Annotated in this window: 8 protein-coding genes; 4 read left to right on the forward strand and 4 right to left on the reverse strand. The window is 69.3% G+C overall.

The features are described from left to right. The first annotated feature begins 114 nt into the window (after nucleotides 1-114). The 3 genes from OG226_RS48325 to OG226_RS48335 are packed head-to-tail and all read left to right on the forward strand — an operon-like array spanning nucleotide 115 to nucleotide 3,590. Nucleotides 115-1,209, forward strand: a complete 1,095-nt coding sequence (locus tag OG226_RS48325; RefSeq protein WP_329352810.1) for an LLM class flavin-dependent oxidoreductase — start codon at nucleotides 115-117, stop codon at nucleotides 1,207-1,209. Beyond that, nucleotides 1,206-2,573, forward strand: a complete 1,368-nt coding sequence (locus OG226_RS48330) for an NtaA/DmoA family FMN-dependent monooxygenase (protein ID WP_328685880.1) — start codon at nucleotides 1,206-1,208, stop codon at nucleotides 2,571-2,573. The genes OG226_RS48325 and OG226_RS48330 overlap by 4 nt, the downstream gene beginning before the upstream one ends. Nucleotides 2,574-2,627: 54 nt before the next feature. Continuing rightward, on the forward strand, nucleotides 2,628-3,590 hold the full coding sequence (locus OG226_RS48335; RefSeq protein ID WP_328685881.1) for an aminoglycoside phosphotransferase family protein: 963 nt from the start codon (nucleotides 2,628-2,630) through the stop codon (nucleotides 3,588-3,590). Between the two features lie 45 nt (nucleotides 3,591-3,635). Here OG226_RS48335 and OG226_RS48340 read toward each other — a convergent pair whose 3' ends face one another. Continuing rightward, nucleotides 3,636-4,301 (reverse strand): guanylate kinase, encoded by a 666-nt coding sequence (locus OG226_RS48340; RefSeq protein ID WP_328685882.1) that lies wholly within the window; start codon nucleotides 4,299-4,301, stop codon nucleotides 3,636-3,638. Nucleotides 4,302-4,524: 223 nt separating this feature from the next. Between OG226_RS48340 and OG226_RS48345 the strand changes: the two genes are divergently transcribed. Beyond that, complete coding sequence (locus tag OG226_RS48345) at nucleotides 4,525-5,823, forward strand: hypothetical protein (RefSeq protein ID WP_328685883.1); 1,299 nt, start codon at nucleotides 4,525-4,527, stop codon at nucleotides 5,821-5,823. A 7-nt stretch (nucleotides 5,824-5,830) separates the two neighbouring features. Here OG226_RS48345 and OG226_RS48350 read toward each other — a convergent pair whose 3' ends face one another. The 3 genes from OG226_RS48350 to OG226_RS48365 all read right to left on the reverse strand — a co-directional run bounded on the left by OG226_RS48350 (nucleotide 5,831) and on the right by OG226_RS48365 (nucleotide 11,652). Then, entirely contained in the window at nucleotides 5,831-6,547 is a 717-nt protein-coding gene (locus OG226_RS48350) for a metallophosphoesterase (RefSeq protein ID WP_329352811.1), read from the reverse strand. A 453-nt stretch (nucleotides 6,548-7,000) separates the two neighbouring features. After that, entirely contained in the window at nucleotides 7,001-9,970 is a 2,970-nt protein-coding gene (locus tag OG226_RS48355; protein ID WP_329353726.1) for an AfsR/SARP family transcriptional regulator, read from the reverse strand. 1,049 nt (nucleotides 9,971-11,019) lie between these two features. Further along, on the reverse strand, nucleotides 11,020-11,652 hold the full coding sequence (locus tag OG226_RS48365) for a histidine phosphatase family protein (RefSeq protein ID WP_329353727.1): 633 nt from the start codon (nucleotides 11,650-11,652) through the stop codon (nucleotides 11,020-11,022).

The raw sequence follows: 11,652 nt of genomic DNA on the forward strand, positions 1-11,652 counted from the left end.
CTTTCGAGCTGACAAGAGCACCTCGCGGACACGACCTGGCGAGCGGACTCAAGGGCCCGCCGTCCTCGAACTCCGGCTCACTGTCATCACGCCCAACCGTGGAAAGTAGCGCCGATGTCCCGACCCGTTCTGCGCCTTGCCCTGGAGATCGACGGGGAAGGAGGGCATCCGGCCGCCTGGCGACGGGCCCTCCACCCGCCCGGCGCGCTGCTGACCGGCCGGCGGCTCGTGTCCGTCGCCCGGGCCGCCGAGGCCGCGGGATTCCCGCTGGTCACCCTCGACGACACCCTTGTGCCACCCGGCGAGGGGACCGATGTCGTCGGCCGGCTCGGGGCGGTGGAACGAGCCGCGTACATCGCGGCGTCCACGAGCCTTGTCGGCGTCGTGGCCACGGTCTCCACCACCTACGTGGAACCCTCCTCCCTCGCCTCCCAGCTGGCGTCCGTCGACCATCTCTCCCTGGGCCGGGCCGGATGGCTGGTGAGCACCGAGCGCGACGCCGACGCCGCCCGGACCTGGGGGCTCGTGCGTGTCAGGGGAGAGGCGAACCTGCGCCAGGAGGCGCGGGACGTCGTCCAGGTGGTCCGGGACCTCTGGGACTCGTGGGAGGACGGGGCGGTCGTCCGCGACGCGGCGACCGGCCGCTACCTGGACCGCGAGCGAGTCCACTACGTCGACTTCGAGGGGACGACCTTCAGCGTCAAGGGCCCCTCCATCACCCCTCGGCCACCCCAGGGGCAGCTTGTGGTGATGGCACCCGCACACCTGGCCGACGTCGTGCGACCGGACATCGTCCTGGTCGACGGCCCCACGCCCGCAGACGCCGCGACCGCAGCCCGCGTCGCCCGCGCGCCGCTGGCCTTCGCCGAACTGGACGTGGCCCTGGACACCGACGAGGCGACAGCCGTCGAACGCCGAGCCGATCTGGAGTTCCATGCGCCGTGGCCGGAGCACGGCCGCCTGCGCCACACCGGATCCGCCGACGGCCTGGTCAGGCTGCTGAGCGAGCTCGCCCCCGAGGTGGCCGGCGTCAGGATCCACCCCCTGGTCCTCGACGAGGACCTGCCCGTCCTGGCCGGCCGCGTCGTGCCGGCCCTGGTAGGAGCGGGCATCGCCCACCGGCCGTTGCCCGGCGCCTCCTTGCGCGGCCTGCTGGGTCTGCCCAGGCCCGCCAGCCGATTCGCCGCCCTCCGATCGGAGCCCTCATGACCCGCACCGATCCCACCGACGTCCCACGCCCCGACGCCACCCTGCATTTCGGCGTCTTCTTCGGCGGCCCCAAGCTGGGCGCCGCACCCGGCAGCGGTCCTCCTTCCTCCTGGCGTGCCCACTGGACCGTCTGGACCTTGCCGCAGGGCGCCCCGCCGCTGGACCCGATGACCTTCCGGCACACGGCGGAGCTGGCCGAGCGCGGAATGTTCGACGCCTTCTTCCTCCCCGAAGGACTGCGACTGAGAGAGGTCGACGGGGCGATCCAGGACCTGGAGATGGCCGGACGGCCCGACGCCATCACCCAGTTGTGCGCACTGGCCGCCCACACCAAGCACATCGGCCTGGTCACCACCTCCAACACGACCTTCAGCGAGCCGGCCGACCTCGCCCGCCGGCTGTCCGGCCTCGACCTGCTGTCCGGCGGCCGGGCCGGATGGAACGTCGTCACCAGCGACAGCGCCTGGATCGGCGAGAACTTCCGGCGCGGTGGCTACCTCGACCACGCGGACCGCTACCGTCGTGCCGAGGAATTCCTCGCGGTGTGCCGGGAGTTGTGGGACGCCTGGCCTGACGATGTGCTCTCCCCGAGTCGTGACGCGCCCTCCTGGTCCCGCCGGGACGCCATCGGCCGGGTGCGGTACCGCGGGCAGCACATCGATGTCGACGCGCGTGCGACACTTCCGCGCAGTCCCCAGGGCCACCCGGTCATCTACCAGGCGGGGGCGTCGTCGTCGGGACGTGACTTCGCAGCAAGAAACGCCGATGTGATCTTCTCGCCCTTCGGAACCGACTTCGACGCGGCACTCGACTTCGCACAGGACATCAGGAGCCGTCTGCGCACCGTGGGGCGCTCCGCGGACGACGTGCGCATCATGCCCGGCGTCGAGGTCATCATCGGTGCCACGCCCAAGGAGGCCGAGGAGAAGGCCCGTTGGGTGCGCACGCAGCAAATCACCCCGGCCCTCGCACTACAGATGGCCGGTGCGCTCTGGGGCATGGACCTATCCGACCGTGACCCGGACGGACCGCTGCCCCCAGAAGAGCCCGCAGCCGTGCGGAACCAGGAGCACGTCGCCGAGTGGCGGGCCCTGGCCGAGCGCCACCGCTGGTCCCTGCGCGACACGGCCATCCATCTCGGGCCGCGGACCGACCATGTCGGCACTCCCGCCCAACTCGCCGACCGCTTCGTGCACTTCGCACGGCACGGAGCCGTCGACGGGTTCAACTTCAACCCGTACATGATTCCCGACGGGCTCGACGACATCGTGGAGTTGCTGGTGCCCGAACTCCAGGAGCGCGGTGCCTACCGCAGCGCTTACACCGCCACGACGCTTCGAGGGCATCTGGGGCTCGGGGAGTGAGCGGGCGGGTGTTCGTCTTTGCCAACCCCGACCCCGATGGAGAGGATGACCTTCATGACGACGTCACCCCGTGCCGACGCGGCCCCGGTGCCCACGGCCACGAACGACCGCCTCCCGTGGGAAGAAGTGCCCGAGCGCGTAAGGAGCGCTGTCGAGGACCGGCTCGGTTCACGCGTGGTCACAGCACGCACCCAGTCCGGCGGGTTCTCGCCGGGCGTCGCGGCGCGGGTGCAACTCGCCGACGGCCGACGCGCCTTCATCAAGGCCGTCTCCGCGGACCTCAATCCCGACAGCCCCCGTTTCCACCGTTCCGAAGCCCTGGTCGCCCGGCGTATCCCGCCGCAGGCACCGGTCCCGCAGTTACTGGCCGACGAGGATCTGGACGGATGGGTGGTGCTGGTCTTCGAGGACATCGACGGCGTCATGCCGAGCGAACCATGGCATCTTCCCGATCTGCGCCGCGTGCTGGACGCCACCCTCGACCTGGCCGCCACGCTGGACCCCGCCCCGATCGAGTCACCCACCATCGAGGGACGTTACGGGGACATGTTCGCCGGATTCCGGGCGATGGCCGACGACCCGTGGCCGGACCCGTGGACCCGGCGCCACGCGCGCCGCCTGGCGGAGACGGAAGCCGAGTGGGCACGTGCCTGCGCCGGCAGTGCGCTGGTCCACGCGGACCTCAGGGCCGACAACATCCTGCTGACCGAGGACCGGGTCGTCTTCGTGGACTGGGCCCACGGCGCGGTCGGCGCCTCCTGGTTCGACGTGGTGTTCCTCGCCGGCAGCGTCATCATGCACAACGGCCGCGAGGGTATCGACGTACTCGACGAACACCTCGCCGAACGCGCGGTGGATCCGGAGGCGGTGAACTGTGTGCTCACCGCAGCGACGGGTTTCTTCCTGTACCAGTCCCTCCAGCCTATTCCGCCCAACCTGGCCGGTCTGCGTGACTTCCAGCGGGTCCAGGGCGAAGCGACACTCGGCTGGCTCCGTGAACGCACGGGGTGGTCCTAGACCGGCGCCGCACGCGGGCGGGTGCGCCGGGTTCCGGCTCGGTGCTCAGTCGTAGTAGCGCAGCAGGGTGGGGCTGCTGCGGCGCGCGTACGCCTCCAACAGCCCCTGCTGGCGCGCGATCCGGGCCCGTTCGGCCCGCCGGATCGAGAGCAGGGTCTCCCGTGTCTCCGTCAGGTCGTCATTGATGACGTGGTAGTCGTGCTGGTCGACGAAGTCGAAGTCACGTGCCGCCATCGCACTCCGGAAAGCGAGTTGCTGCTCGTCCTCCGTCCCGCGTGCCGACAGTCTGCGTGCCATCTCGCGGACGCTGGGAGCCATGACGAAGACGCCCACGGTGTGCGCCGGGTAGCGGCGTCGGAGATTGAGGTAGCCCTCCGGCGAGTAGTCCAGGACGACGTCGCGGCCCGCTGCCAGCGCCGCGTCCAGCGGCTCGCGCGGGGTGCCGTAGTACACGCCGGTCGTGGGGTGGATCCACTGCGCGAACCGTCCCTGGTCCGCCATCCGCCTGAAGTCGGCCTCGCTGACGAACTCGTAGACCGTGGTCTCGCCGGTCCGGCGTGCGGCACGCGTGGTCACGGAGGGGACCTGGACCAGATCCGGGTCGGCATCGAGCAGGGCCCGTGCCAGCGTGGTCTTCCCGGTGCCGGACGGTCCCGACAGCACCAACAGGGAACCGGTGACGGGGGTTTGCAACGGCTCGGCGTCATCCACGTACGATCCTCCTTCGACCCGGGCGGCCCGTCTGTGACCGCCGGCGACGCTCAGCCTGGCACGCACGGCAGGATGCAACCACCGCCCTCCGTACCTTGATCGAACATCCGCGGGCTCATCAGGATTGGCCGGTAGCCGTGGTGGCCGCGTGCCCACCGGTCCCGGCCATCGCCGCCGTGGGACGAGACGCCTTCCGCCTATCCGCGACGGGACGAACACTCACATGGACAGCAAGTTCGAAGTTCAGGACGGCGTACTGCTCGGCGGAGCCTGTGACACCGACCGGCTGGTGGAGAGCCTGGCCGATCTGGGTCTGCCGCTGACCGCACACCGGCTGGAGGCGCACCGCACGCTGCTCGTCGGCACCGGACTGTCCGTGCGCCTGGACATGGCCGAGGCAGGCGAATGCGACCCCGTCTGGTGGGCGGCGTCCGCCCTGCGCAGGCGCCTGCGTGAGGTTCCCGACCGCGGGGCGTGCCGGTCGCCCGGTCTGTCCCGGGTCCTGCGCGACGGCGGCTGGCGCAACCCGCGACTCGTCGCGGGCACCGTGCCGGATCCGGCGGGCGTGATGCTGTTCAAGCCCGGTATGGCGATCACGCCGGGACTGCTGAGCGAGATCGCCGAACGGCTGGCTGAGAGTGGTTACGTGGCCGATCGGGCCCGCGTGGTGACCAGTTCCGAGATCCGCAGCCGCGGACTGGCGTCCCGGCACTACCGGCCCGGCATGCGGTTCGCCCGCGACGCGGCCCTCACGTCGCACGAGCGGGCCCGGTTCCTCGCCGTCTACGACAGACCGGGCTCGACCGCGCTGTACGGAGTGCCCGGCCGCGAACTGCCGGTGGCAGCCGCGTACGACGTGATCGAGCGTCGGGGGCTCGCACCGGAGGCACTGGACGACTGGGCGACCCGAAGCGCGCTCCACCACGGGCTCGACAGCGGCAGGTTGGACGGTCCCAACTGCGTCGGCGACTGCCTCCACGTGAACGTCCTGCACGGCGTCGACGGCTGGGCGGGTGGCCCGGTCGCCGTACTCAACCCGCACGTGCCTGGTCTGGTGGCGAGGATGGAGGCACGGGAGACCACCGCCGTCGCGATCCTCGTGCGTGCGCGGTCGGCGACCCCGCTGCCTTGGTGGCGGGTGCGCCGGGAGGTGTGCGGAGTCACCGATCCGGCCAAGGCGCTCCCCGGCAGTCTCCGCGGTGACGCGGCGGCCGGCCTGCTGCCGCTCGCCCGCTTCGACGGGGCTCCTGTCACCAAGGTCAACAACGGCGTGCATCTGAGCAACGGGGCCATGGAGGCCCTGCACGACGCATGGACCTGGTTCGACATCGCACCCGACACGACCGTCGGTGGCCGGGTCCTTTCGGCCGCCGGTCTGTCTGCGCAGGAGTTGCTCACCGAGGCGTTCGTGACGGACACCGACGGCCGACGGCGGGCCGTCAGCGTCCTCACCGACGGCCTGGACCTCACCGATGCCCGGGACGTCCTGGTCGGCGCAGAGTTCGCGCCGAAGTCCTCGTAGGACCTGCTCAGGAGGCTACGACGGTAGAGGAGACGGTGCCGTCGTCGTGCAGCGTCACCTGCCGCACACCCACGATGTGTCCCTCGCCGATCACCGTGTCGTCGCCTGTGTGCCGAAACCCGATGAGGGTGGACGGACACCCCAGGATCTGGACACCGGTGTCCGTCCGCAGCTCGAACGGATCGTGCAGATGGCCGGTCAACAGGGCTTTGACGTAAGGCCGTTCGCGCAGCGCTGCCACCAGTTCCCCGCCACCGACGAGTTGGAAGGCGGGGATGGCGGAAGGGCTCAGCGGGGGGTGGTGCAGGACCAGCACGGTCGGCCGCTCGTCCAGGGCGTCGAGGCGGTTCGTCTCGGCCGCGGTGTCGATGGTGCCGTGGATGTCGCCGGGCCGTGAGGTGTCGATTCCCAAGATCCTCCAGCCTTGTGTTTCGAGCAGGTCGGAGGGAAAGGTCTCGGCCACCGTGTCGGGAACGTCGTGGTTGCCGGGCACAGCCAGGACGGGTGTCCGCAACGGGGCGAGTGCCGCCGCCAGCCGACGACAGGCCGGGGCACTGCCGTCGTCGGCGAGATCGCCACTGACCACGGTGACGTCGGCGTGCACTCCGGTGCGCCGATGCGCTTCCAGGGCTGATCGCAACAGGTGGTCCGGGTCGGTGCGGGCGTTCCCGCTGTGGGCAGCCGTGAGATGTGTGTCGCTGAGCTGAAGCACACGGACGGGCAAGAGGGCTCCTCGGGCGGGGGCGGGATATCAGAGAGGTTGGTGGACCGTGATTATTGGGCCGGCCGGAGCCCGAGCACAATGCGCGTCACATGTGGCCGGATACCGATTGCTCCGGCCGTCGCGCCGCCTTGCTTTGCCTGGAATGGGTCGGTCTTCCCATTCGCATGTGACGCGAACCCGGCGGACGACATGGATTGCCCGCCGGATGAACGCTGCCAAGGCCGGGGCTGCATGTGGTACTTAATTCATCGCACAATCGTGAGTGTTGCGCCTATCGATCTGAGGTGGATTGCGATGCACACCGTCTGTCCTGGTACCGCACACATAATTTACGGGGTAAAAAAATCAGCCTTCTCGCTGTCGATTTCCTCACCAGCCGGCGCACGGAAACAAAATGGATCGGACGATGACGACGACTGGAACAGCACCGGTTCGCGCGGTGCCCGGCGCGGCTCAGGCGCCGGGTAGCTGCGGCAGGGTGTCCAGCAGTCGCGCGATCTGTGCCGCTTCCGGCAGATCTCGTTCGGCGAAGAGCGCTTGGGCTCGTTCCAGATGACGGCGTGCCACGCCGACGTGCCCAAGATCGGCCAGCGTACGGCCGAGCACCGTCAGGGCCTGGGCGAGATCCCGGGCCGCGTCGAGCTCCTCGCACTGGGTGACGGCCCGGGTCGCGAAGTGGACGGCCTCCTGAAGTCTGCCGGTCATTCGCAGGGTTTCGGCCATCCGGTAGAGCGCGTACGTCTCCCGGTCGCGGAGGTCGATGGAACGGCTGACTGTCAGACACTCCCGGTATCGCGCCAGGGCTTCGTCGTAGCGGCGCAGCTCGTGCAGGGCCAGACCCAGCACGTACAGCGCGTAGGCGGTTCCGGCCGCGTCGCCGATGTCATTCAGCAGTTCGAGCGTCGTCTCACAGGCGGTCACCGCGTGGTCGGCCCGCCCGCAAAGGACCTGGGTCAGGGCGGCGTTGACAGTGGTGGCGGCCTCTCCGGAGCGGTGGCCGATGTGACGAGCCAGCGCGATGGCTTCGTTGTAACAGGTCAAAGCCTCGTCGTAGCGCTGTGTGTACTGCATCGCCAGTCCGAGGTCGTTGAGCGCCTGGCGGATGATAACGATGTCGTCAGCTTGCCGCGATGCTTCCACGGCCGCGCGGGCGTGCTGCTCGACTGCGGGTATCCGCCCGTTCTCCAGCGCCAGCGAACTGCACAGCAGTTGGGCGCGGCCGATAGTGCGGGCGTCCGCGGTCGTCTCGGCGGCTCCCAGCAGGGCGAGCGCTGCTTCCTGGAGCTGTCCTGGGGGCAGGTCGCGGTTGAACGGGCTGAGCGCGATGAGCAGATCGACGGCCGTACGCAAGGCGAAAGTGTCGCTGCCCGGAGCCCGTTCGACCAGATGCAGGGCGGCCGTGATGGTCGGGGTCTCGGTGTGGACCCACACACGCGCCGTGTGCACGTTATGGAAACGTTGCCCCACGGTGGTCGAAGGGGCCAGTGTGTCGGCGACCGGGTCGCCCGGGACCGCGTGGAGGAACGCGTTGCACGCTGTGCTCAGCAGGAACTCCAGCAGGCGGTGCAGTGCCTGGTCCCGCTGGTCGTGTTCGTGCAGCTCGTCGGCCAGCCGCTGGGCGAAGACCTGGAGCAGACCGTGGTAGTTGTAGACACCCGGCCGGGGAGACTCCAGCATCGCCGCGTCGACCAGGGATTCGAGGAGGTCCTCGGCGCGCTCGTCCGCCAGTCCCAGCATCGCCGCGGCCGTCGAGAGTCTGATGTCGGGGGCGCCGAGCATCGCCAACAGGCGGAAGGCCTGGGCCTGTTCGGGCGTCAGCTGGCGGTACCCCATCTCGAAGACGGCCCTGACGGCGACACCGCCGACGTGCAGTTCCGCGATTCTGCGCTGCTCGTCGCCGAGACGGGCGGTCAGCGCGGAGACGGTCCATCGTGGCCGGCCCGCGAGCCGAGCGGCCACGATACGGACGGCGAGCGGCAGATAGCCGCAGGCTTCCACGAGTTCCCTCGCCTGTGCGCGTTCCCTGTCCAGACGTTGCTCACCGATGACGGTGCCCAGGAGTTCCAGGGCCTCGGCGGGGGAGAAGGCGTCCAGGTTGAGCTGGAAGCTCAACGGGGCGCCGAAAAGGCGGGGCTGGCTGGTGACGATCACCCCGCACTCCGCGCTCCCCGGCAGCAGGTCCAGCAAATGCCGCGCGTCATGGGCGTTGTCCAGCAGGAACAGCAGCCGCCGGTTGTTGACGACGGATCTGAACAGCTTGCTTCGTTCGTCGAGCGCCTCGGGTATCGCCTCGTTCGGTACCCCGAGGGCCTGGAGGAATCCGCTGAGGACCACGGACGGGTCCGCGGGATCCTCGTGGCTGCCGTGCAGGTCGACGTAGAGCTGTCCGTCGGGATAGGCCTGGCGCACCTGGTGAGCGACGTGCAAGGCCAGCGCCGTCTTGCCGACACCTGCCATGCCGGTGATCGCCACCAGGGGCGGTGTCGGACGGCCCTGTGTCGTGAGCAGGTTGTTCAGCAGGGCCATGTGAACGGACCGGCCGGTGAAGTCCGGCAGATCCGGCGGTAGTTGCGCAGGTACGGGCAGGACGCGGGTCTCGTCCTCGCCGTCGGGGTCCCGTGGGTCGGTGACATCGTCCTCGGGCGTGCCGTGAGCGATGACTTCAAGGGGGCCTTCCCCCTCGGACGCCTGGCCCCGCCGCACCCCGTGAGCCGGCGAGGGCGCGGAACCCAGCAGGGTCGGGTCCGCGTCGAGGATGCGGCGATGGATGGCCAGCAGGTCGGCCCCCGGGTCGACGCCCTGCTCCTCCACCAGACGGCGGCGCAGTTCGGTGAAGACGGCCAGCGCGTCGGTCTGCCTGCCGCCCGCGTACAGCGCTCGCATCAGCAGGCCCTGCGGCTGCTCGCGCAGCGGGTGGGAGGCGATGAGTTCCGTGAGCCCGGGAATGATCATGTGGTGCCGCCCACGTGCGAGCGCCAGGTCGTAACGCTCCTCCAGGATGACCAGCCGCAGCTCCTCCAGCCGTTCGCGCTGGCGCTCGGCGAACGGGCCGGGAACTCCGGTCAGCGGATCGCCGCGCCACATCCGTAACGCGGCACCGAGCAGGTGGTCGGCCTGCTGGTTGTGTCCCTCCGTGCGGGCCCGCAATGCCTCGTTCAGCAGTGACTCGGCCCTTCGCACGTCCAGTGCGGAGCGGGGGACCGTCATCTGGTAGCCGCCTCCGACGGACATCAGCACCCGGGGTCCGACCGGGTCGGGCTCCAGCAGCTTGCGCAATTGCCAGGCGTAGGTGCGTATCGTCGTCACGGCGCGATTGGGCGGTCTATCTCCCCACAGTGCTTCGACCAGTTTGGCCATGGATACGGCGTGCTCGGAATTGAGCAGCAGCATCGACAGCACGGCTTGCTGCTGAGGTGGACCCACGCGGATCTCGACATCGTCTCGGAAAGCTCGAACCGCTCCCAACAGGACAAAGTGAAAATCGTCCGTCAACCCGCTGGCCCTTCTCTGTTCCCCGTTGTTCTGCGGATGTGCTCTTGATCGGAAGGCGGGTGTCTGAGTCGGTTGCGGTCTGGATTGGTCGTCGTTCGTCTACCGGCACGGCCGGCTGGCGGGATGATGTTGCTGAACCCGTCGATCTCCACACGGAAGAGTAGCGTCGAGAATGGCCGTGGCAAATATCCTTGCTGCGATCTATTAAAGGTTCGGTCATCTGTCCTGCGCCAGGCTCGTTGGGGCAAACCTAAGGGCTGGCCTAGGACCGCGCGGGACAATCCGCTCATAGTCTGGCCCGGACAGGAAGATCTTGCGCCGCTGATGCCGAAGGCGAGCAAGGCCCGCCAACTGGTGCGTGGAGCGTGATTGGTGACGGTGGCGTCGAGGCGGGAGAGCCGCCCGAGGCGGGTCGGCGAGGTTGTCTGGCCCTGCGGGATGACGAAAGAGCCCCGGGTCTTCGGGCAGTCGGAGGCGTCGGCTGCCCGTCGTTGATGCCAATTCGAGAGACACCTCTGCCACGTCCTTGGTCGGTGATCCATGGTCGATCGGTTCGCCGAGGCGTCAGACGCCTGGTGCCGATGGTTCGGTTCCGTCGGATGAGGACGGCTGTTTCCGCCGTTTCCAGCCCGGTGCGATCACCGCGTCGGAGGCCTCCTGGAGCCCTGTTCACCGGGCTGAGTACGCGTCAGTTCCGCGGGCTCGTATCCGCGTTGCAGCCTGGAGGCGCGGACCTGGTGCGCAAGGACCGGCCGTGGAGCCGACTGCCGACGAGTGGCTGTGACCGGCACCCGTGGCCAGGGCGGGATTCGCGGATTGGGTCGATGCCGACTCGTCTGGAAGGAGGCGAGGGGGCCCCGGCCGTGCGGGATGGAGTGGGCACGGCTCGGGGATCGTCGCATCGCGATGCGAACCGTGCGGAGACGAAGCACAGGTGGCGAGAGAGCGTCTTGCGTCCGTTGCCGAACGACTGATCGGCTTCACAGCGTGCGCATGCGGGGCGGCAGATGGTCCCAGAGGTTTACGTGCACCACGTGCCATCGGCCGTCCCTCCAATCGACGGCCGTGATACCGCAGTTGTAGAGCGTGGCGCTGAAGGCGTCGCTTCCGGCGATGGTTCTGAGGGCGGTCTTGATGACGCCACCATGGGTGACGGCGAGGACCGGTCGGTGACTTTCCGTGGCCAACCGCACCAGCTCGGTCAGTGCGTCGCCCACCTGCTGCTGAAACGACCGGTATCTTTCGGACGACTCGCCGGTGGGCAGGGTCAACGGACCTGTGGTCCGTGGCAGTTCGTCGGCCACGCGGAACGGAGCCTCGGCGAGTGCCGGCAGTGTGTCCACGGGCAGACCCAGGTCCCGGACAAGGTGATCGGCCGTCTGCCGGGCCCGCTTCAGGGGACTGACCAGTATCGGTCCGACGTCGAACCGGCTTGAGGCGTCGAGCAGTTCACCGCGGGCGCACCAGTCCGCCAAGCGCTGAGACTGCTCCTGTCCGAGCGGGCTGAGGGGCATGTCCAGATCGGCTCCCGGGGCCAGCTGCCACTCGGACTGGCCATGGCGGACGAGATAGATCCGCAGCGCCCGGCCGCCGGTCCGGCTGGTTCCCGCCAC

It is taken from the genome of Streptomyces sp. NBC_01261, from assembly GCF_036226385.1.
Lineage (GTDB): Bacteria > Actinomycetota > Actinomycetes > Streptomycetales > Streptomycetaceae > Streptomyces.

Excerpts from the sequence above, each read along its gene's own strand:
- OG226_RS48325 (WP_329352810.1), top strand. The coding sequence starts at position 115 with ATGTCCCGACCCGTTCTGCGCCTTGCCCTGGAGATCGACGGGGAAGGA.
- OG226_RS48330 (WP_328685880.1), top strand. The coding sequence starts at position 1,206 with ATGACCCGCACCGATCCCACCGACGTCCCACGCCCCGACGCCACCCTG.
- OG226_RS48335 (WP_328685881.1), top strand. The coding sequence starts at position 2,628 with ATGACGACGTCACCCCGTGCCGACGCGGCCCCGGTGCCCACGGCCACG.
- OG226_RS48345 (WP_328685883.1), top strand. The coding sequence starts at position 4,525 with ATGGACAGCAAGTTCGAAGTTCAGGACGGCGTACTGCTCGGCGGAGCC.